16 protein-coding genes are annotated in these 19,689 nt (G+C 50.7%); 13 read left to right on the top strand and 3 right to left on the bottom strand.

Annotated elements, in window-relative coordinates; translation table 11 throughout:
* Window positions 1-60: 60 nt before the first annotated feature.
* The 5 genes from aceE to L3J94_01490 all read left to right on the top strand — a co-directional run bounded on the left by aceE (window position 61) and on the right by L3J94_01490 (window position 9,547).
* Window positions 61-2,724, top strand: a complete 2,664-nt coding sequence (gene aceE, locus L3J94_01510; GenBank protein ID MCF6217432.1) for a pyruvate dehydrogenase (acetyl-transferring), homodimeric type — start codon at window positions 61-63, stop codon at window positions 2,722-2,724.
* 18 nt (window positions 2,725-2,742) lie between these two features.
* Window positions 2,743-4,017 (top strand): dihydrolipoyllysine-residue acetyltransferase, encoded by a 1,275-nt coding sequence (gene aceF, locus L3J94_01505; GenBank protein ID MCF6217431.1) that lies wholly within the window; start codon window positions 2,743-2,745, stop codon window positions 4,015-4,017.
* A gap of 13 nt (window positions 4,018-4,030) precedes the next feature.
* A complete protein-coding gene (gene lpdA / locus L3J94_01500; GenBank protein ID MCF6217430.1) occupies window positions 4,031-5,767 on the top strand; it encodes a dihydrolipoyl dehydrogenase in 1,737 nt (578 codons plus the stop codon).
* Window positions 5,768-5,996: 229 nt separating this feature from the next.
* Window positions 5,997-8,102, top strand: a complete 2,106-nt coding sequence (locus L3J94_01495; GenBank protein MCF6217429.1) for a methyl-accepting chemotaxis protein — start codon at window positions 5,997-5,999, stop codon at window positions 8,100-8,102.
* Window positions 8,103-8,290: 188 nt separating this feature from the next.
* Entirely contained in the window at window positions 8,291-9,547 is a 1,257-nt protein-coding gene (locus L3J94_01490) for a DEAD/DEAH box helicase (protein ID MCF6217428.1), read from the top strand.
* 35 nt (window positions 9,548-9,582) lie between these two features.
* Here the strand turns inward: L3J94_01490 and L3J94_01485 are convergent, their stop codons facing one another.
* Window positions 9,583-10,011 carry a DUF3592 domain-containing protein gene (locus tag L3J94_01485; protein ID MCF6217427.1) on the bottom strand — a complete coding sequence of 143 codons (429 nt, stop codon included), beginning with the start codon at window positions 10,009-10,011 and terminating at the stop codon, window positions 9,583-9,585.
* A 60-nt stretch (window positions 10,012-10,071) separates the two neighbouring features.
* Here L3J94_01485 and crcB point away from each other — a divergent pair, with 60 nt between their 5' ends.
* The 4 genes from crcB to L3J94_01465 are packed head-to-tail and all read left to right on the top strand — an operon-like array spanning window position 10,072 to window position 13,293.
* The gene (gene crcB / locus L3J94_01480; GenBank protein MCF6217426.1) at window positions 10,072-10,446 is read left to right on the top strand and encodes a fluoride efflux transporter CrcB; all 375 of its coding nucleotides are present in this window, start codon (window positions 10,072-10,074) and stop codon (window positions 10,444-10,446) included.
* Window positions 10,443-10,754: a DUF190 domain-containing protein gene (locus L3J94_01475; protein ID MCF6217425.1), complete on the top strand. Its 312-nt coding sequence runs from the start codon at window positions 10,443-10,445 to the stop codon at window positions 10,752-10,754. The genes crcB and L3J94_01475 overlap by 4 nt, the downstream gene beginning before the upstream one ends.
* 58 nt (window positions 10,755-10,812) lie before the next feature.
* Window positions 10,813-12,093, top strand: a complete 1,281-nt coding sequence (gene serS, locus L3J94_01470) for a serine--tRNA ligase (GenBank protein MCF6217424.1) — start codon at window positions 10,813-10,815, stop codon at window positions 12,091-12,093.
* A gap of 39 nt (window positions 12,094-12,132) precedes the next feature.
* Window positions 12,133-13,293 carry an alkaline phosphatase family protein gene (locus tag L3J94_01465; GenBank protein MCF6217423.1) on the top strand — a complete coding sequence of 387 codons (1,161 nt, stop codon included), beginning with the start codon at window positions 12,133-12,135 and terminating at the stop codon, window positions 13,291-13,293.
* A 25-nt stretch (window positions 13,294-13,318) separates the two neighbouring features.
* Here L3J94_01465 and L3J94_01460 read toward each other — a convergent pair whose 3' ends face one another.
* Window positions 13,319-14,614, bottom strand: coding sequence for a conjugal transfer protein TraF (locus tag L3J94_01460; protein MCF6217422.1), 1,296 nt, complete (start codon window positions 14,612-14,614; stop codon window positions 13,319-13,321).
* A gap of 258 nt (window positions 14,615-14,872) precedes the next feature.
* Between L3J94_01460 and L3J94_01455 the strand changes: the two genes are divergently transcribed.
* Window positions 14,873-15,340, top strand: a complete 468-nt coding sequence (locus tag L3J94_01455; GenBank protein MCF6217421.1) for a hypothetical protein — start codon at window positions 14,873-14,875, stop codon at window positions 15,338-15,340.
* A gap of 6 nt (window positions 15,341-15,346) precedes the next feature.
* Entirely contained in the window at window positions 15,347-16,168 is an 822-nt protein-coding gene (gene murI / locus L3J94_01450) for a glutamate racemase (protein MCF6217420.1), read from the top strand.
* 167 nt (window positions 16,169-16,335) lie between these two features.
* On the opposite strand, the gene L3J94_01445 is transcribed toward murI, so the two are convergent.
* Window positions 16,336-17,184, bottom strand: a complete 849-nt coding sequence (locus L3J94_01445; protein MCF6217419.1) for a mechanosensitive ion channel — start codon at window positions 17,182-17,184, stop codon at window positions 16,336-16,338.
* Window positions 17,185-17,557: 373 nt separating this feature from the next.
* On the opposite strand from L3J94_01445, the gene L3J94_01440 reads away from it, so the two are divergent.
* Window positions 17,558-19,186, top strand: coding sequence for a cation:proton antiporter (locus L3J94_01440; GenBank protein MCF6217418.1), 1,629 nt, complete (start codon window positions 17,558-17,560; stop codon window positions 19,184-19,186).
* Window positions 19,179-19,688, top strand: coding sequence for a Na+/H+ antiporter subunit E (locus tag L3J94_01435; GenBank protein MCF6217417.1), 510 nt, complete (start codon window positions 19,179-19,181; stop codon window positions 19,686-19,688). Before L3J94_01440 ends, L3J94_01435 begins: the two co-directional genes overlap by 8 nt.
* The last annotated feature ends 1 nt before the right edge of the window (window position 19,689 follow it).

Below are 19,689 nucleotides of genomic sequence, written 5' to 3'. Positions count from 1 at the left end.
TGCCACCGTTGTCCCCAAGTAAGGGAGGCGGTTTGAATCAATAATGAGAGGTTGGAGCATATGTCTCAGCAATCACAGATACCCGATATCGATGCAGTTGAAACCCAGGAGTGGCTGGAAGCCCTGGAAGCGGTTATTGAGACCGAAGGGGTCGAACGTGCCCATTTCCTGCTGGAACAGATGATTGATAAGGCGCGTCGCTCGGGTGCTAATTTACCCTACTCTGCGAATACCGCTTACGTGAATACCATTCCAACCCATATGGAGGCGCCTATTCCGGGTGATCAGGCGATTGAGGATCGAATCCGCTCCTTTATTCGCTGGAATGCGATTGCCATGGTGGTCAAAGCGAACCGCAAGGCTTCCGAACTGGGCGGGCACATCGCCTCTTTTGCCTCTTCAGCGGTTTTGTATGATGTCGGTTTCAACCACTTTTGGCGCGCACCCAGTCATGAGCACGGTGGTGATCTGATCTACTCACAAGGGCACGCATCACCGGGGACCTATGCCCGCGCCTTTCTGGAGGGGCGTTTGACAGAAGAGCAGATGGACCATTTCCGCCAAGAGGTGGATGGTAAAGGTCTGCCCTCATATCCACACCCGTATTTGATGCCGGACTTCTGGCAATTCCCGACCGTCTCCATGGGGCTGGGGCCGATTATGTCGATCTACCAGGCGCGGTTTATGAAGTACCTTCAGGATCGAGGCATTGCCAATACTCAGCAGCGTAAAGTCTGGGCTTTTTTGGGTGATGGCGAGTGTGATGAGCCTGAATCACTAGGTGCTATCTCGCTGGCTTCGCGGGAAAATTTGGATAACCTGGCCTGGGTGATCAACTGTAACCTGCAACGGCTCGATGGGCCGGTGCGTGGTAACGGTAAAATTGTTCAAGAGCTGGAGGCGATGTTCCGGGGTGCGGGCTGGAATGTGGTTAAGGTTTTGTGGGGCTCCTATTGGGACCCACTGCTGGCGAAAGATACCAGCGGATTGCTGCAAAAGCGCATGATGGAATGCGTGGATGGTGATTTACAGAACTACAAGGCGAAGGATGGCGCTTATGTTCGAGAGCACTTTTTTGGTAAATATCCAGAGCTGCTGGAGATGGTTTCCAAAATGTCGGATGATGATATTTGGCGCTTGAATCGTGGTGGCCACGATCCTCATAAAGTATATGCGGCCTATCATAATGCTATGAATACCGAAGGTCAGCCGACGGTTGTGTTGGCCCACACCGTTAAAGGGTATGGTATGGGTTCGGCGGGTGAAGCACAAAACCGTACCCACTCACAGAAAAAGCTGGCGGGCGATGAGATGATCTATGTGCGTGATCGCTTTAATATCCCGCTGAATGATGAGGATGCGGCGGCGGGTAAGTATTATGTGCCTGATGCGAAAAGTCCTGAAATGCAGTATATGCACGCCCGTCGCAAAGAGCTGGGTGGCTACCTGCCACAGCGCAATCAAAATGCTGCACCGCTTGAGGTGCCCCCGCTGGAGACTTTCGCCGCTCTTTTGAAAGGGTCAGGCGAAAAAGAGATGTCCACCACTATGGTCTACGTGCGTCTGTTGACGCTGTTGTGCCGTGACAAAAAGATGGGCAGATATGTGGTGCCGATTGTTCCCGATGAGGCGCGCACCTTCGGTATGGAGGGGATGTTCCGCCAGCTGGGTATCTACTCTTCGGTGGGGCAGCTTTATACCCCACAGGATAAAGATGAGATCATGTTCTATAAAGAGGACAAATCGGGCCAGATTCTGGAAGAGGGTATTAATGAAGCGGGTGCCATGTCGTCCTGGATTGCCGCAGCCACCTCCTATGCCAACCATAACGTCAACATGGTGCCATTCTACATCTACTACTCGATGTTTGGTTTCCAACGCATTGGCGACTTGGCGTGGGCAGCGGGTGATATGCAGGCACGAGGCTTTCTGATTGGAGCCACGGCGGGCCGTACTACCTTGTCGGGTGAGGGGCTACAGCATCAGGATGGCCACGGGCTGGTTCAGGCGGGCACTATTCCTAATTGCGTCAGCTATGACCCCACCTTTGGTTATGAGTTGGCGGTCATTATCCATGATGGTTTGCGTCGCATGTATGGCGAGCAGGAGAATGTTTTCTACTATGTCACCACCATGAATGAAAACTACACCATGCCAGCGATGCCGGAAGGCGTTGAAGAGGGCATCATCAAAGGCATGTATGAGTTCCGCAAAGGTGGCAAGAAGAAGCTTAAGGTTCAGTTGATGGGCTCCGGCACCATCTTCCGTGAAGTGATTAAGGCATCGGAGATGCTTAAAGATGACTGGGGTATCGAGTCTGATATTTTGAGTGCTACCAGCTTTAATGAACTGAGTCGCCAAGGTGAAGATTGTGAGCGTTGGAACCGCTTGAATCCTGCCAAAGAGCAGCGTCTGCCCTATGTTGCCCAGATGCTACAAGATCGTGAAGGCCCCTTCATTGCGGCAACGGACTATATTCGTAACTATGCGGATCAGATTCGTAAATGGGTGCCAGGACAATATGTGGTGCTGGGTACCGATGGCTTTGGCCGCTCGGATATTCGCGCCAATTTGCGCCGTCACTTTGAAGTGGACAGTTTCAGCGTAGTCCTTGCGGCACTGAAGGCGTTGGCAGATGAAGGGAAACTTCCGGCCAAAAAGGTAGAAGAGGCGATTGCCAAGTACGGACTTGATTCAGAAAAACCAAACCCTCTGTATAACTAGGCGGAGAGAAGGAAGATCATGAGTAAAGAGATACTTGTTCCTGATATTGGTGACTTCGCAGATGTTGAAGTTATTGAGATTTTGGTCTCAGTGGGCGACACCGTCGCCGCTGATGATTCGTTGATTTCAGTAGAGTCAGATAAAGCCTCGATGGAGATCCCTTGCCCCGAAGCGGGTGTAATCAAAGAGATCAAGGTTGCCTTGGGTGATCGTATTGCGGAAGGTAGTCCGCTGATTGTTTTAGAGCCCAGTACCGAATCGGCATCCGCCAAAGCCACTGAAGCTGAGGTGACACCGGCTGCAAAAACAACGGAGTCGAGCGTAGCGCTGCCAACAGCCAAAGTAGCACCCAGACCTGCTCGTCAATCGCCCACCGCAAAAATTGATGAGGTGAGCTTCTCGAAAGCTTATGCCTCGCCCTCGGTACGAAAATTTGCCCGTGAGTTAGGGGTAGACTTGGGCCGAGTAGATGGCACGGGGCGCAAAGGACGTATCCTCAAACAGGATGTGCAGGGCTTTGTGAAACATGCTATGAGCCAGCCTGCCGGCGGTGGCTTAGGCGTTGCGCCGATGCCGGAGATCGACTTCAGCCAATGGGGTGAGGTTGAGTCTCAGCCACTCTCTAAAATCAACAAATTGACGGGTCAATTTCTACATCGTAACTGGGTCACCATTCCCCATGTGACTCAGTTCGATGAGGCTGATGTGACTGATATGGAGGCGTTTCGTAAGGAGCTGGCAGCAGACTATAAAGAGAAAGGGATTCGTATTACACCCTTGGTTTTCCTGATGAAAGCGCTGGTCTCGGCCATGAAACAATACCCGCGTTTTAACTCATCACTGGACTCCAGTGGTGAAAACTTGATTATGAAGAGCTACTTCAATGTCGGTATCGCCATTGATACGCCCGATGGCTTGGTGGTGCCGGTGGTGCGCGATGTGGATCATAAAAGCATTGTCGAACTGGCGGTAGAGTTGGGTGAGATCAGCGTCAAGGCGCGTGATAAAAAACTCAAGCCCTCTGATATGCAAGGTGGTTCAATTACTATCTCTAGTCTCGGTGGTATCGGTGGCACCCAGTTCACACCCATCGTCAATGCACCTGAGGTGGCCATCTTAGGTGTCTCTCGTTCGAAGATGCAGCCAGTCTGGAATGGTAAAGAGTTTGAGCCGCGCTTGATGTTGCCACTGTCACTCTCATATGACCACCGTGTCATTGATGGCGCGGATGGCGCTCGTTTTACCACCTTCCTTAGTCGTGTATTATCCGATACACGCCGCCTGTTGTTGTGATGAGAGGAAATCCATGAGCAATCTAATTGAGATAAATGTCCCCGATATTGGTGACTTCGACACGGTTGAAGTGATTGAAATTTTGGTGAGTGTGGGTGACTCCATTGCAGAAGAGCAGTCACTGATCACAGTTGAGTCGGATAAAGCCTCGATGGAGATCCCCGCTCCACAAGGAGGTGTGGTTAGAGAAATTCTGCTGAAGGTCGGTGACAACGTCTCCAAAGGAAGTGCAGTGCTCCTACTGGAAGTCGGTGGGGTTGCTTCCACAGTAGCAAAGACAGAAGGGGTGCAAACCGTGCACACGCCAGCTCCCGCCGCCGTTAATTTTGCAGGTGATGTGGACATCAGCACCGAAGTGGTGGTGTTGGGGTCTGGGCCAGGTGGTTATACGGCGGCGTTTCGGGCGGCTGATCTGGGTAAGCAGGTGGTGCTGATTGAGCGTTATGAGAGCATTGGCGGTGTCTGTCTGAATGTGGGCTGTATCCCCTCCAAGGCACTGTTGCATACCGCACAGGTGATCAATGAAGCAGAAGAGTTTGAACACATTGGGGTTAAATTCAACAAGCCCGAGGTGGATCTGGAACAGCTGCGCGATTATAAAAACTCGATTGTCGGTAAACTGACCGGTGGCTTAAAAGGTCTCGCCAAACAGCGTAAGGTGAAAATAGTCCACGGCTATGGAAAATTCACCTCAGCACATACCCTTGAGGTAGAGGCCGCTGATGGTAGCAAACAAACCATTGGTTTCCAGAGCTGTATTATTGCAGCAGGCTCCCGCGTTACCAAATTGCCCTTTATTCCGTGGGATGATCCCCGTGTCATGGACTCAACCGATGCACTGGAGATTAAAGAGATTCCCAAGCGACTACTGGTGGTGGGTGGCGGCATTATCGGCCTGGAGATGGCGACGGTCTATGACGCACTGGGTGCAAATGTCACCGTGGTTGAACTCTCCGCCGGCCTGATTCCGGGTGTTGACCGCGACATCGTGCGGCCACTGGAACGACGTATTAAAAAGCGCTATGAAAACATCTACACCAACACAAAGGTTTCAGCCATTGAGTCAACGGATGCCGGGCTGCTCTGTACCTTCGAAGGTAAGGATGCTCCCGCAACCGATACTTTTGACCGGGTACTGGTCTCCATAGGCCGCACCCCTAATGGCAAGCTGATTGACGCAGAAAAAGCCGGTGTTGCAGTCAATGAGTGGGGCTTTATCGAGGTTGATAAGCAGCAGCGCACCAATGTGGATCATATCTTCGCCATTGGCGATGTGGTGGGCCAACCGATGCTGGCTCACAAGGCGACCCATGAAGGCAAAGTGGCGGCACAAAACATTGCCGGTGAAAAGTCATTCTTCGATGCGCGCACTATCCCATCGGTTGCCTACACGGACCCCGAAGTGGCGTGGATGGGTAAAACCGAAGAGGAGTGTAAAAAAGAGGGTATTCAATATACCAAAGGCGCCTTTCCTTGGGCCGCCTCGGGTCGCTCGCTCTCCATTGGTCGTGATGAGGGGTTAACCAAGCTGCTGTTCGATGAAAATCATAAAATCATCGGCGCGGCGATTGTTGGTACCAACGCCGGTGAGTTAATTGCAGAGGCAGTATTGGCACTGGAGATGGGAGCGGATGTGGAAGATATTGCCCTGACAATACATCCACATCCCACCCTTTCTGAAACTATTAACTTTGCCGCTGAAATGGCCGAGGGGAGCTGTACTGACCTCTATGCACCGAAAAAAAAATAGCGGTTGGTTGATCGTCCAGCAAAACCCGCTTCGGCGGGTTTTTTTGTGCCTGTAATATCTGGCAAGGGGTAGATAGGGAGTCTACTCCTAAAATGTCTATACCAAAATAAAGCTAAAAACGTATTGGCCGTTACTATAGTCACACCTCGGGTAGCGTGGCTTCTGCTTGCTTCTTTTTGTGGGGAAGAAAGGGAAGAATATATGGACTTTAACTTAACTAGGAGGCCGCATGAAAAGCCTTAATCTCAAACAAAAAGGTTTAATGCTTTCCGTCTTTTTTGGCGTGTTATTGATACTTTGCAGTGTCATTATTTTCACCTCACTGGCAAACAGCCAACATGACTCAGAAGTGGTGAACGCAGTGGGTAAGCAGCGCATGTTGAGCCAGATGATGGGTAAAGATATTCTAAGCTATATTCTGGCAAAAAGTAGCTTGCAAACAGCAACCTTAGAAGTCCAGAAACTGGATGAATATATTACGCAGATGCGTACTGTGTATACTTCGAGTGTGGTGGCTCCGGTTAAGTCAATGGGACTCCCTCTCTCCATGCATCCGGATGGCCAGAAGGAGGTCCCTTACCCCGCTACTTTTGCGCGCATGGTGAGTGAGCGGTTTTCAGAGAAAAGTGCTATTTCAGTTGAAATTATCACCGATAATCCAATCAATTCGGAGATGGGCTTGCGTGATCAGATAGATCGTGATGCCTTTGCCGCGTTAAATAAAAATGGTGAGGAACTCTATTTCAAAGAGGTTGCGAGGGATGGCCAGCTCTATCTCAATTTTTATACACCGGATAGGGCAACGGTAGCGGCTTGTGCTGATTGCCATACCCAGCTGCTGGGTACTCCGGTTGAGATGGGTGATCTGCTGGGTATTCGACGTTTTGTTCTTCACTACTCCAATGATATTGCACTGGGCAAGCAGCGTTTAATACCGAACCTGGATGGCTATGAAGCGGCACTGACCATTTTCAGTAAAACACTGCAGGCGATGAAGCGTGGTGGTGAATATCCTACTGATTTTACGTTGAGCCAAGCGGCCTATTTCGCCGGGAGTAGTGATGCTGAGGTGCTGAGCAAGATTTCTGTTATAGAGACAGAGCTGGCGCGCTTTGTTGATGCGGTGGATCGCCTGAAAAGTGCAAAAATTGGTTCGGATGCCTTTGCGCTGGCAAAGCAGGATGTGCTCGTGGGGTCCAATACGCTATTCAAATTGAGTGATGGCCTTACCGTCCGCTTTGTGCAGCTGGCTGAGAAGAAAAGCGCTTACATTTTCTGGGCGGTTGTGGGCATGTTGCTGATGTCACTGTTGGCCTTTGCGGTCTTTTATCTGCTGACCAGTAAAATGATTATTGGTCCAGTACAAGAGGTGACCCGTGCTGCCAATGCCATCGCTGAGGGGGATTTGAGTGTCCGGTTGGAGGTGCGTGGCGATGATGAGATCGGTAACCTTTCAACATCAATTAATGAGATGGCGGGTAGTCTTAATCAGATAGTGGCAAAAATTTCGGGTTCTGCTGAGCAGCTAGCTTCTGCAACGGAGCAAATTGCGGTTGCATCGCGAGAAATGGCCACCGGTGCCGAGAGTCAGAGCCGGCAGATGGACAGTGTCTCTGCGGCAATTAATGAGCTGGGCGCCACCTCTACTGAGGTGTGTAATAACACCAGCGAAGCGGCTCAGGCGGCAGAGCTGGCCTCTCAGGCGGCGACCTCGGGTGGTGATATTGTTCGACAAAGTATCGATGGCATGTCGCGCATCTCCAGTGCGGTTCAAGATACTGCTGATAACGTTGGCGAGCTGGCCAAACATTCGGATCAGATTGGCCAGATTGTCTCGGTGATTGAAGATATTGCCAACCAAACAAACCTGCTGGCACTGAATGCAGCCATTGAGGCGGCCCGAGCAGGTGAGCAGGGGCGTGGTTTCGCAGTGGTTGCCGATGAAGTGCGGTCACTGGCTAGTCGTACCACGGTGGCAACTCAGGAGATTGCCGATATGATCAAAAACATTCAGAGTGGTACTGAGTCGGCGGTTCACTCCATGAATGTGGGTAAGCAGGAGGTGGAGAGCGGTGTTGAGTTGGTTGCCAAGGCGGGCAGTGCGCTGGAGGAAATTGTGACCGTGGTAGATAGCCTCTCAAGCCGTTTCCAGCAAATTGCCACAGCGGCAACCGAGCAGTCGGCTGTTGCCGATGAGATAACCCAAAATGTTACAGAGGTCACCGAGGTCTCTCAAAGCACTGAACAGACGGCGCTGCACACGGTGACTGCCACCGATGAGCTGGCGCAGTTGGCGAGTGATTTGCAGACAATTGTGTCACGCTTTCGTTTATAAAGCGGGCGCTGCGGGCGTAACACAATAAAAGGCGTGGTGAGTTCATTATTTTACTCACCACGCCTTTTTTGTATGGAGTGCGCACCATATTGAGCTGAATTAGCGTATACTGCGCGGCATTCAAGTCGAGAGTAACGCTTAAGCGATATTTCTGGACAGCGTATGAATTGATCCAAGGAATATTGTTTATGTCATTTTCTTCCCTCGGCCTGTGTGATGAGCTGTTAAAAGCAGTTGCAGAGCAAGGTTATGAAAAACCCTCACCGATTCAGCTGGAAGCGATTCCGGCGGTACTCAGCCATCGCGATGTAATGGCGGCAGCGCAAACCGGCACCGGTAAAACGGCCAGCTTTACGTTACCGATGGTGCAGCGCCTGGCAGCGGGTAAACGCCCGGCAGCCAAGCAGGTGCGCGCATTGGTGCTCACACCCACACGCGAGCTGGCAGCCCAAGTGGCCGAAAGCGTGCAGAACTACAGTCGTTACCTTAATATTCGCTCTGCGGTGGTCTTTGGTGGGGTGAAAGCTGGCCCGCAAATTTCCAAATTACAAGGTGGGTTGGATGTGCTGGTGGCCACGCCGGGGCGTTTGATGGATCTTTATAATCAACGCGCTATCAATTTTGATCAGCTGGAAGTGCTGGTGCTGGATGAAGCGGATCGGATGTTGGATATGGGTTTTATCCACGACATTCGCCGCATCCAAAAACTGTTGCCGGTAAAACGCCAAACGCTGATGTTCTCTGCCACCTTTTCAAAAGAGATCAAAGCGCTGGCGAAGGGGATGATTAATAACCCTATTTACGTTGAGGTGGCGGCTGCTAACTGCACGGCAGACAACATTAAACAAATTATTCACCCGGTGGATAAATCACAGAAACGTGATGTGCTGATCCACTTGATCAAAACTAATAATTGGCATCAAGTGCTGGTTTTCAGCCGTACTAAACACGGTGCAAACCGGCTGGCTCGACAGTTGGATAGCGTCGGAATTCAAGCCGCAGCTATTCACGGAGACAAGAGTCAGGGCGCACGTACCCGGGCACTGGATAATTTTAAAAAGGGTAGTATTGCAGTGCTGGTGGCCACTGATATTGCGGCCCGTGGTATTGATATTGATCAGCTCCCCTATGTGGTTAATTTTGACTTGCCACAGGTGCCAGAAGATTATGTGCACCGCATTGGTCGCACTGGTCGTGCCGGTTCCAACGGCCTTGCGATCTCACTAGTCAGTATTGATGAGTCAAAGCAGTTGCATGCTATTGAACGTGTTATCGGGCGTAAGTTTGAGCGCGATGTTATTGAGGGGTTTGAACCTAAAGACAAAGTCCCAACAATCTCGACAAATAGCACAAGAAGGCCCGCACAGCCACGCAGAGGGCAGGGTCAAGGGCAGCGGAGGGCAGCGGGACGGAGTGCGGCACCCCGCAATCGCTCATCCCATTAAGTAAAAAAGGGGCTTACGCCCCTTTTTTATGGGGGTTATTTGAGTCGATGCCAGAGGTGCTTGCCGAGTAGCATAAGTGCGATTGCAATCAAGGCGTGCAGTAGATAGCTGAAATGGAAGCCCACATAGAGCACCGACTCACTGTGATTGATCGGGTTGTAGTAAACCGTCAGCGATTGTGCGTCCAACTGCTGGGTATCTCTTATTTTTCCACCACCAAAAGCGGCGCGTTGACTTGAGTATTCTACCCCGTTGACACGGTAGTGATACTGCAGGCTGGCACTGTTTACACCGCTGTAGTTGATGATGCTGCCATCGTTGTAGCTTCTCATCTGCCCTTGTGTTGTGGGCCAATCTACCGCTTGTAGGCTGGCATTTAGATTAAGCAGGGTGTTGGAGAGGATGAACAACCCCATAATGATAGGCAGGAGAGAGAAGCAGACTCTTAATAGTTGATAGATCATCGGATAATTCTAACCGATTTCTCTTTTTTACCCCAACCCAGGATGGGGTATACTCACCACATGAATCAGATAATAGCCATTGCTGTGGGGGGTGCTACCGGTGCGCTGCTGCGCTTTTGGGTCTCCGGCTGGGTTTACGCTCAAATGGGTCGCGGTTTTCCCTACGGTACTTTGGTGGTGAATGTGCTGGGTTCATTGCTGATGGGTTTTCTCTATGTTTGGTTGATAGAGCGCACTGCACTATCGCCAGAGTGGCGAGCCGCACTGCTGGTTGGTTTGCTGGGTGCGTTTACCACCTTCTCCACTTTTTCCATCGAGAGCATTGCGCTAATAGAGAGTGGTGAACTGGCCAAAGCGGTGCTCAATGTGCTGTTGAGTGTAATATTGTGTATCGCAGCGGCGTGGGTTGGTATGATAGCGGGGAGGCAATTATGAACGGTGAAACCATTACCATGGTGCGTATCTATCTGAGCGAGGGAGAAGCGCAACTCTCGACACTGATGAAACGCCTGCACGACTGGGAAAAGTTACGTGGTGTGACTGTCTTTCGTGGCATCAGTGGCTTTGGCGGCTCGGGAGATATTCATACCTGGAGCTTGGTCAATTTGTCGCTGGATCTGCCGATTGTGGTTGAGTTTTTCGATACGCCGGAAAAGGTTGAAAAAGCTATCGAGCATCTCGGGTCACTGGTAAAGCCCGGTCACCTAGTGTGGTGGCAGGTTAATGTAAATGGTAGCCCTTAAAGCCGATACCCTATCCGAAGATTAGGGCACTGTTATTATCTGAATAGAGAATATAAATATGCTTGACCCACATCTGCTGCGAACTGACCTGGACGGTATTGCACAACAACTGAAAGTACGTGGTTTTCAACTGGAAACCAGCCGGATTGCTGAGCTGGAGAGCCAGCGTAAAGCGATTCAAGTGGCCACTCAAACACTCCAGGCCGAGCGAAATAGTCGCTCCAAACAGATTGGCCAGAGCAAGGCCAAAGGTGAAGATGTTCAGCCGCTGCTGGATGCTGTTGCTTCCCTTGGTGATAAATTGAAAGCAGCCGAGCAGCAGCTCAGTGGTGTTCAGGATGAGATGAATGAGATCCTCCTGGGGCTGCCCAACCTGCCCCACGAGTCGGTGCCCGCAGGCCTGAATGAAGAGGATAATGTTGAAATTGCTCGCTGGGGTGAACCCACATCATTCGATTTTGAGGTTAAAGACCATGTTGACCTGGGTGAAAAGCTGGGGCTTGATTTCGAAACAGCGGCTAAATTAACCGGCTCACGCTTCTCCACTATTGTCGGCCCACTGGCGCGTCTGCACCGCGCACTGATTCAGCTCATGCTGGATACACATACCGGCGAACACGGTTATGTGGAGTGCTACGTCCCTTACTTGGTTAATCGTGACAGTTTGAAGGGGACGGGACAGCTACCCAAGTTTGAAGAGGATCTCTTCTACATCGGCGATGACCATGGCTACTACCTGATCCCTACCGCCGAGGTGCCGGTGACCAACATGGTGCGCGGTGAGATTATCGATGATCAGCAGATGCCACTGCGCTATGCCGCACACACCCCCTGTTTTCGCAGCGAGGCAGGCTCTTATGGCCGTGACACCCGTGGCATGATTCGCCAACATCAATTTGAGAAGGTTGAGATGGTACAGATGGTGCGTCCAAGTGACTCTTACGATGCGCTTGAAGCGTTGACGGGCCACGCCGAGAAGATCTTACAGATACTTGGTTTACCCTATCGTAAAATGGTGCTTTGTGCTGGTGATATGGGTTTCTCGGCCACAAAAACCTACGATCTTGAAGTGTGGCTGCCAGGGCAGCAGGCTTACCGTGAAATATCTTCATGCTCAAATTTTGAAAGTTTTCAGGCGCGGCGAATGAAAGCGCGTTGGCGTAACCCGGAGACGGGTAAGCCCGAGTTATTACATACGGTGAATGGTTCAGGCTTGGCCGTTGGCCGCGCGTTAGTGGCTATTCTGGAAAACTATCAACAAGCCGATGGCAGTGTAAAAATACCCGCCGCGCTACAACCCTATATGGGTGGTGTAGAAATATTAACACCATCCAAATGATGCTTCGCCACCGTCAGATAGACCCTAACGGCACTGCTAATGCGTATTCCTGATTACCAGGGTGGCTCCATCGTTAACCTTGTCAGCTCCATTCGCCAGGGGTGTGGCGGTGAACCGGGGTTATACCCAGCGCTGCGGGATTTCAGCTGCGCACAGCTCAGTGATGCTAAAAATGTAGTGTTGTTGGTGGTCGATGGACTCGGCTACGACTACCTCACCAATCAGGGCCACGGTAGCTCACTACAGCAACAGCTGCACTGCGCTCTAGATGCTGTGGCACCCCCCACCACCGCCGCTTCCATTACCACTTTTTTAACCGGTGTAGCGCCGCAACAGCACGGTCTGACTGGTTGGTTCACTTGGCTGCGTGAAGTGGGTGGTGTGGTGACGGTGCTCCCCTTCGCCATGCGCGGTAATCGCAGCGACCTGGGTGCCAACGGTATGACACCCCAGCAGCTGTTTAACCACAAACCTTTTTCGGATCAGCTAAACGTCGCCAGCTACACACTGATGCCGGACTGGTTGGGTGAGTCGGCATTCAACGACTCGCTGTTGGGAAAAAGTGAGCTGATACTACACCGTGGTGTGAGTGACTATTTCGATAAAATTGCTGAAGTTGTTCAGCAGGATGAACAAGCCAAATACCTCTACGCCTACTGGCCCCAATTTGACACACTGGCCCATAAATATGGCACGGAGAGTAAGCAGCTCGCCAAACACTTCGCTAAACTGAACCGAGGTTTTGAAAAGCTTCAACAGCAGCTGGCAGGTAGCCAGACACTGTTGCTGCTAACCGCCGACCACGGCTTCATTAACACTACTCCGGAGAGTCGCCTCTCGATTAATGATTACCCGGAAATTATGGATTGCCTGCAAATCCCGTTGTGTGGCGAACCACGCCTAGCCTATTGCTATGTGCAAAACAGCCAGCAGAAACGCTTTGTTGAGCGGGTAGAGCAGCAGTTAGGGCATGCGCTGACTATTCACCGGGGCGAGAACCTCATTGCACAGGGGCTGTTTGGTCTAGGCCAAGCCCACCCAGAACTAAAGCATCGGGTAGGTGAGTTTGTCTTGGAGATGAAAGAGAACTATATTCTCACCCAACGCCTACCGGGAGAAGCCGACCTGCAGATGATCGGCCAACACGGCGGCCTGAGCGAAGCTGAAATGCGCGTACCACTGGTAGTGGCTTACTGCTGATCAGATTAAAAATCCAGTTTTTACCTCAGAAGCGCATCTCGAGTCCAAGGTTTACTGCCAAGGTGCGCGGGTATTTTTCGCCATCCTCTTCAACCTCTTCCAGACCATAGCCGACATCGAGATTAAGCCCTTTTATTAACGTGAGGCCAAAGGTTGCCATGCTCAGCTCGCTGCCAGCCATATTTTTACGATAACCTACACGAACACCTGGAATCCAGTTGTCAGGGGCGTAGCCAACCGCCAGGGTGGCCCACTGCATCTCATTACCCACCGGGCCGTATACGGCATTACCATCATATGAGGCACTGAGTTGCCAATGTTTGTTTTGAGAGTGGAGTGAGCCTTCAATACGCAGTTGGGCATCCATAGTGTAGGTTTCGGTGAGGTCTATTTTGTTACTGTGGGTGGCTGCGGCAAGGCAGTTACTCTGTGCGCTACCGGTTAATAGGTTGCAGTCGTTACCGATTTCGCCATAATCAAAGCGGGGTGAATTGGCGTTGGCGAGGGTTGCGCCGAGGCTATAGTTGTTGGCGACCCACAACACCCCCAGATCGATGCCGATGCCTGTGGAGGTATTCTGGTTTTGCTCAAACTCATCTGCAAGCGTATCGCCAACATCGTTGTTTGCATCATCCATCAGTGGAATGACATTTTTACTGAGCCCAACCTGATAATATTTTCCGGTAACGCCAGCAAATAGATTACCGTGCTGATTATTCCATACCTTTCGGCTATAGCCAACGCTGGCCTCTAAAACGGTAGCGCCCTTTATATAGAATGCGGAGTCAGTCGTCATCTCCTGCGTTATTGCGTTATATGAGAGTGGTGCTGAAAGAACACCTAAATAGGCTTGCACAGCTGCGTTAATATCGAGAGTGATCGCTCCTCCCAATGTTTCACTGTTAATCATGAAAGGCATGGCCGGAACGTGGGCAGCGGCATTAATGATCAAATACCCGTCTCTTTCTGCCAGAAGCAGGAAGTCGTTAAAATCGCTTTCGATCTGCTGGCCTTCAGCGAGTGTGAGGTTGGTTCGATCAAGTTGTGTGCTCAGGTCATCAATCTGCTGTGAGAAATTATCCACTTGGCCCAGTTCGGTGGAGATACCAATCGAGCTGATTACACCGATTGCAGTAGTGGTGCTGTTCTCTTCTCTGGTGAGGGTGGCTGCGGCGGCAGCAGGGTTGTTGGTGATGCTGATGACGGAGGGGCTATTGCTGCTCATACCGTTGGTTAAGTTGCTGCCTGATGGGTGAAACAGCGGTTGTGCATGTGCTGCAAATGGAATGATAAGTGCCATGGCGAAGGCGAGTTTTTTCATCGTTAATTCCTTTATTATCGTTGCAACCGAGAATGAGCGATCCTCGAACGGGTTAATGAAATAATCATCTGTAGTGTAGCGGCAGCTCAACAAAAGATATCACCTATTATTTTATGCCTTCTGGATTTTAAGTGATTTTTCAGTAAACAGGTTGATTTAAGACTCAATATCAACCCTGGTGGATTTTTGGGGCTATGTTTTTGATGCAAGGCTAGGTATTATGCCCCCATATTTTGCGTAAATTATGGCGGTTGCAACATGAAGCAGTTTTTAAAAGTTTTTCTGATGTTATGGCTCTCGGTGGTCGGTGCATTTTTGGTGAGTAATTACCTGCTGCCGGCCTCTGCGTCAACTATGTTGGAGTATCAGGCGCTGTATACGGAGATGGTGGCGGAGCCTGAGGTTGATCCTGAGAAAAAAGAGCGGCTTGATAGGTTGCTTCAGGAGTTAAACCAAAAAGATAATATTGTTGAGGATCAATTGGGTTATCTGGCAAAAAATGTACTCTTTTTTGTGCTGATGGCACCTTTTATGTTCTGGCTTGCACGTCGTAGTGGTTTGACCGATAACGCAATTCTTATTGCCGCCGGACTGATCTTTTTACCGTTTATTTTTGTGAATTTTTTTATTACCGGCGCGATCTTGGCTAGTGCGTTTGTGGTGGGTGGTATCGCCTTTCGTTATAAACCTGAACAACAGACGGCTGACGCAACCGATAGTGAGTAGTGGGCAGTGTCTCCTTCTGCACCAATTGGTGTTTTTGATTCAGGGTTAGGCGGTCTCTCGGTATTGCACGAGATTCGTCAGCTAATGCCCCATGAGTCGCTCTGCTATATTGCCGATTCACACTATGCTCCCTACGGTGAGAAGTCACAAGTTCAGATTTGTCAGCGCAGCATCGCCTGTGTCGATTGGCTGATTGAACAAGGTGCCAAGGCGATTGTGGTGGCCTGCAATACGGCAACCGCTGCGGCAATTGGCCCGCTGCGTGCTCGATATACCCTGCCTATTATCGCCATGGAACCTGCCATAAAACCGGCGGGAGAGATCACCCGTACGGGGAGGGTGGGCGTGCTGGCAACAGCCGGTACCTTGAGCAGCAAAAAGTATGAATCTTTGTTACGCCAACATGCCCGCCATATTTCGGTTATTAATCAAGCTTGTCCCGGCTTGGTAGAGGTGATTGAGGCGGGTGATTTCTCCTCAGTTGCACTGGGTGAGTTGCTGGATCAATATCTTGCGCCATTACGCCAAGCACACATTGATACCCTGATTTTGGGTTGCACTCACTATCCGTTAATTCGTTCGTTAATTACTGAGCGAGTGGGTGAGGGGGTTGCCGTGGTGGAGAGTGGTTCAGCGGTTGCACGGCGTTTGCAGCAGCAGTTAGCTGAGCGAAACTTACTTAACTCACAGGCTAGGCCATCCCTTCTGCGTTGCTGGAGTAGTGGTGAGTTGAAAACACAGCAGTCGCTGTTACAGAAAGTCTGGGGAGCGCCTTTGCGGCTTCACTCTCTGCCTGTTTTGAGTTGCCGCAGGGTGTGGTGTGATTGAAGTGAAAAAGGCCGGGTAAATGCCCGGCCTTTACTGCGGAAAAGCCATTCCGGCCCATTTCTCCGATCCTTTTCGTTGAATATGCCAATATTCGCCTCAAACGATCAAAAAAATGGACTCAAAATAGCTTTCCCTCGCTACGATCACTTAAGTTCGACAGCCTCCTCCTAGGCCGCTTTTTCAGGGGTCTCTGCTTGAACAGTTGGGTTGTGTACATCCATCTGTGGGTAGGGAATGCTGATGCCGTTGGCATCAAAAATCTCTTTTACGTTCTCTAGCGTGTCGGCGTAAACGCCCCAGTAGTCGGCTGACTTTACCCAGGGTCTTACGTTGATATTAACGCTACTATCGGCAAGTTCTCCCACTGCAATGGTGGGGGCGGGATCTTTAAGCACTCGCTCATCGGCATTCAATATCTGTTCAATCAGTTGTTTGGCCTGCTTGATGTTGTCGTCATAACCGATACCAAAAACCATATCAACACGGCGGGTCTCTTTGGCGGAGTAGTTGGTAATGGTGCCGCCATATATGCCGGAGTTAGGTACGATAACCTCTTTGTTGTCACCGGTGCGCATGATGGTGCTGAAGACCGATATTTTTTCAACCACACCCGTTACGCCGCCCGCCTCAATGAAGTCGCCATTTTTAAAAGGCTTGAATAGAATCAGCATAACGCCAGCAGAGAAGTTGGAGAGCGTGTCTTTAAGCGCCATGCCGATGGCTAAACCGGCCGCAGCAAAGATGGCAATCGCCGAGGTAGTGTTGACGCCAAGCTGCTCAAGGGCCGCAATAATGACCGCAATCAGTAAGAGGGCGTAGATGATTTTGCCAAGAAAGTCACTCAGGGTTTCATCAACACCACTCTTCCCCATGACGCGTCCGGCAGTCTTGGTAAGTGCTCGCGCAACCCAGCGACCGATGATGAAAATTGCAATGGCAGTGATAATTTTGATCCCCCAGGGGATCAAATATACATTTAAAATATCCGATGCTTGTTGGCCGGTTAAAGCGTCCATTAGCATATCTCCTTGTTGTTGTTGGTTAATAAAGCTTGAATTTAGCTAAACCCATTGGCCTTTCCTATTCTTGGTTTTTTGACAGGTTTTAGCTGGTTAAAAAAGCATAACTAATTGATATTTTACCATCAATTTAGCTTGGCTTTCAAATTTGCCCTTTGATTGTCGTGTGGAGTGAAACGGTGTGATTTTATCTGTGTAATAGCCTAAAAATGTGAGGAAAATTAGGCATTTCTAAACTATATTTAAGGCAGGTGGTCTTATTTATATTACTCGGGATGTGATGGTTGGTTTGGTCACTACATTGATGGGTTAACCCGTTAGGGGGTGTAAAGCATTGAGCGTTGGCGTTTTCCCTGATATTTTCACAGAAATGGCGGTGCTGCTGTTGATAGCGGCAGCAGTAGGTGCTGTGGGCGTGCGCTTGCGGCAACCATTGATTGTCTCCTTTATTGCGGTGGGTATTCTGGTCGGCCCATCGGTGTTGGGCTTGGTCAGTGCTAATGATCAGATTGACCTGCTGGCAAAGTTTGGTATTACTCTGCTGCTGTTTGTGGTGGGGCTTAAGCTGGATCTTCATATTATCCGCACCATGGGGCCGGTGGCGCTAGCGACGGGGCTGGGACAGGTCATTTTCACCAGTGTATTTGGTTATCTCATTGCGATCACCATGGGAATGACTCCGATTGCAGCCCTTTATGTGGCAGTTGCTTTAACCTTCTCCAGTACCATCATTATCGTCAAGTTGCTCTCGGATAAACGTGAAGTTGATACCTTGCACGGGCGCATCGCACTGGGTTTTCTGATTGTTCAGGACCTGATTGTGGTGTTGGTGATGATCGGGCTGAATGCACTGGCTCAGACCGATGATATGCCGATCTCCATGGCCGCACTGTCCGTACTACTGAAAGGCATCGCTTTTCTGGTGGTGGTGGCATTAATCACCCGTTATGTTTTACCACGCCTGTTGGGGTTGCTCGCTAGCTCTCAGGAGCTGCTGGTGCTGTTTGGTATTGCTTGGGCAGTGAGTTTGGCGATGCTGGGCGACACCTTGGGCTTTAGTAAAGAGGTGGGTGCCTTTGTTGCGGGTGTTTCGCTGGCATCAACACCTTATCGCGATGCGCTGGGTGCACGGCTGGTAAGTCTGCGAGACTTCTTGCTGCTGTTTTTCTTTATTGATCTGGGTGCACGCCTGGATCTTGCCTTGCTGGGAACGCAAATTCCCGAAGCGATCATCTTCTCCCTGTTTGTATTGATTGGCAATCCATTGATCGTGATGGTTATTATGGGTTTTTTGGGGTACCGAAAACGAACCGGGTTTTTAGCCGGATTAACGGTGGCGCAGATCAGTGAGTTTTCGCTTATTTTGGGTGCGCTGGGTTTAAGCCTGGGCCATATCAATGTTGAAACCATGGGGCTGATTACTTTGGTGGGGTTGATCACCATTAGTGTATCGACCTACATGATTATCTTCTCTCATCCTATTTATGAGCGCCTAGCCCCTTGGTTAACGCTGTTTGAGCGCAAGAATCCTTATCGCGAGAACGAGCAAGCGGTTAAATCCGAAAGTGGTGATCGTGAGGTGATTCTGTTTGGTCTGGGGCGGTACGGGGCGAGTATTGCTCAAGTGCTGCGGGAGCGCGGCTGCCGTGTGCAGGGTGTCGATTATAATCCTGAATTGATACGCTCCGGGGATGATATGGGGCACTCGGTGTTATTTGGCGATGCGGAAGATCCTGAGTTTGTGGCTTCTCTCTCTCTGGATAATGTCGAATGGGTGATCTGTACGGCGCGGGAGCGTCATGTGAGCCACTCACTGATTCATACCTTGCAAGATCTTGGCTACCAAGGGCGTATTGCAGTGACTGCACATAGTGTCACTGAGGCGGGTCGGCTGGAGCAGGCGGGTGCCGACCTGGTGATGGTGCCTTATGCCGATGCTGCCGGTGAGGCGGTTGATCGGCTTTTGCAGCCAGCCGCGAAGGAGGCTCGTGATGAGTGATACAGGACGGCAACAGTGGTTTTCATCGACTCTGCTGCGCGGTCTGTTTCTGGCATTTATCTGGTGGTCTCTTAGTGGCGGAGTGGCGGCCTCTTGGTGGCTCGGGGTTCCGGCGGTCGTGTTGGCACTGCTTGTGAGTATTTTGCTACTGCCGCCACAGCGTTTGGTGTGGCACGCACTGTTTCGGTTTATCCCCTTTTTCCTGATACGTTCACTGCTGGGTGGGGCTGATGTGGCTTGGCGTGCTTTTCATCCACAACTGCCTATTACCCCCGCACTGCTCTGCTACCGGCTGCGGTTACCTGCTGGGTTATCACGGGTGGTGATGGTCAATTGTGTCACGCTACTGCCGGGCACATTGAGTGCGGCAGTTGATGGAAATGTATTGCAAGTGCACCTGCTGGGTGGACGGGAAAATTGTTTGGCAGAGTTACGACAGCTGGAGGTACGAGTGGCACATATATTTGACGCCTCATTAATGGGTTCTGACGGAGTGGAATAAG

The sequence above is a fragment of the Gammaproteobacteria bacterium genome (assembly GCA_021647245.1).
Taxonomy (GTDB): domain Bacteria; phylum Pseudomonadota; class Gammaproteobacteria; order RBG-16-57-12; family RBG-16-57-12; genus JAFLJP01.
The sequence above is the reverse complement of the archived record's forward strand: the minus strand, read 5'-3'. Positions and strand labels throughout refer to the sequence as shown.

What these genes read in the sequence shown, in the direction of transcription:
- L3J94_01445 (MCF6217419.1), bottom strand. Translation starts at nt 17,184, where the DNA reads ATGGACGCTTTAACCGGCCAACAAGCATCGGATATTTTAAATGTATAT.
- L3J94_01460 (MCF6217422.1), bottom strand. Translation starts at nt 14,614, where the DNA reads ATGAAAAAACTCGCCTTCGCCATGGCACTTATCATTCCATTTGCAGCA.
- L3J94_01475 (MCF6217425.1), top strand. Translation starts at nt 10,443, where the DNA reads ATGAACGGTGAAACCATTACCATGGTGCGTATCTATCTGAGCGAGGGA.
- crcB (MCF6217426.1), top strand. Translation starts at nt 10,072, where the DNA reads ATGAATCAGATAATAGCCATTGCTGTGGGGGGTGCTACCGGTGCGCTG.
- lpdA (MCF6217430.1), top strand. Translation starts at nt 4,031, where the DNA reads ATGAGCAATCTAATTGAGATAAATGTCCCCGATATTGGTGACTTCGAC.
- L3J94_01440 (MCF6217418.1), top strand. Translation starts at nt 17,558, where the DNA reads ATGGCGGTGCTGCTGTTGATAGCGGCAGCAGTAGGTGCTGTGGGCGTG.
- L3J94_01495 (MCF6217429.1), top strand. Translation starts at nt 5,997, where the DNA reads ATGAAAAGCCTTAATCTCAAACAAAAAGGTTTAATGCTTTCCGTCTTT.
- L3J94_01465 (MCF6217423.1), top strand. Translation starts at nt 12,133, where the DNA reads ATGCGTATTCCTGATTACCAGGGTGGCTCCATCGTTAACCTTGTCAGC.
- aceE (MCF6217432.1), top strand. Translation starts at nt 61, where the DNA reads ATGTCTCAGCAATCACAGATACCCGATATCGATGCAGTTGAAACCCAG.
- L3J94_01490 (MCF6217428.1), top strand. Translation starts at nt 8,291, where the DNA reads ATGTCATTTTCTTCCCTCGGCCTGTGTGATGAGCTGTTAAAAGCAGTT.
- L3J94_01455 (MCF6217421.1), top strand. Translation starts at nt 14,873, where the DNA reads ATGAAGCAGTTTTTAAAAGTTTTTCTGATGTTATGGCTCTCGGTGGTC.
- serS (MCF6217424.1), top strand. Translation starts at nt 10,813, where the DNA reads ATGCTTGACCCACATCTGCTGCGAACTGACCTGGACGGTATTGCACAA.
- aceF (MCF6217431.1), top strand. Translation starts at nt 2,743, where the DNA reads ATGAGTAAAGAGATACTTGTTCCTGATATTGGTGACTTCGCAGATGTT.
- L3J94_01435 (MCF6217417.1), top strand. Translation starts at nt 19,179, where the DNA reads ATGAGTGATACAGGACGGCAACAGTGGTTTTCATCGACTCTGCTGCGC.
- L3J94_01485 (MCF6217427.1), bottom strand. Translation starts at nt 10,011, where the DNA reads ATGATCTATCAACTATTAAGAGTCTGCTTCTCTCTCCTGCCTATCATT.